Below are 907 nucleotides of genomic sequence, written 5' to 3'. Positions count from 1 at the left end.
GCGCCACGGCCGACGAGGCCAGGCCCTGGCAGACCGCCCGCAACGAAAAGATCATCGACGACGGCCTTGCCGCTGGGGCCGCCCACCCGTTCCGTCTCGAAGGACGTCCATGAGCAGCGCCGAGAGCATGCCGCGGTTCGACGCACAGGCCGCGGCTCAGCAGATGCTCGACCTCCAGGCGGCCGAGCAGCCACCCACACTGCTCCCCGCGCAGGCCTCCGGAGCCTCCGGCAGCCTGCCCTTCGCGGCCCTGCAGTCCGGCCCGCTGCCACCACACCTCAGCGACCGCGGCAACGCCCGCCTCTTCGTGCAGCTCTACCGCGACCAGTTCCGCCACGTGGAAGGCCTCGGCTGGTTCTCCTGGGACGGCTCCCGCTGGAAGCGCACCGGCGGGGAGAAGGCGGCCCTGTGGGCAGCGGGGGAGATGGCAGAAGACATGCCCGAGACCGATCCCCGCGGGGTCTTCAGCAACCGGGAACTGTCCTCGCACAAGAAGAAGACACTCTCCACCACCGGCATGAAGGCCCTCCTCACACAGGCCAAGGCGTCCCCGGACCTCTCCGTAGACCCCGACACTCTCGATGGCGACCCCTACGCCCTGTGCACCCCCGGCGGCGTCGTCGATCTGCACACCGGCCACGTCCGCAAAGCGGACCCCACCCTGGACTTCCACTCCCGCGCCACCAGCGTCGCTCCCCAGCCGATGGAGACCCCTCGCTGGCACCGCTTCCTCGCCGACACCTTCGGCGACGACGCGGAGGGCCAGGAGATGATCAACTTCTTCCACCTGCTGCTCGGCTACTCCATCACCGGCGATGTCGGCGCCCAGGTGCTGCCGTTCCTTCACGGAGAGGGCAAGAACGGCAAGAGCGTCCTGCTCGACACGATGATCCAGATCCTCGGCGAC

At 69.2% G+C, this 907-nt stretch carries 1 pseudogene; it reads left to right on the top strand.

The annotated features are described in order from the left end of the window. Positions 1-109: 109 nt before the first annotated feature. Positions 110-907, top strand: a pseudogene (locus TN53_RS41105) (DNA primase); the annotation flags it as partial.

This window comes from Streptomyces sp. WM6386 (genome assembly GCF_000972385.1).
Taxonomy (GTDB): domain Bacteria; phylum Actinomycetota; class Actinomycetes; order Streptomycetales; family Streptomycetaceae; genus Streptomyces.
Note: the sequence above shows the minus strand (reverse complement) of the source record. Positions and strands in the feature narration are given on the sequence as shown.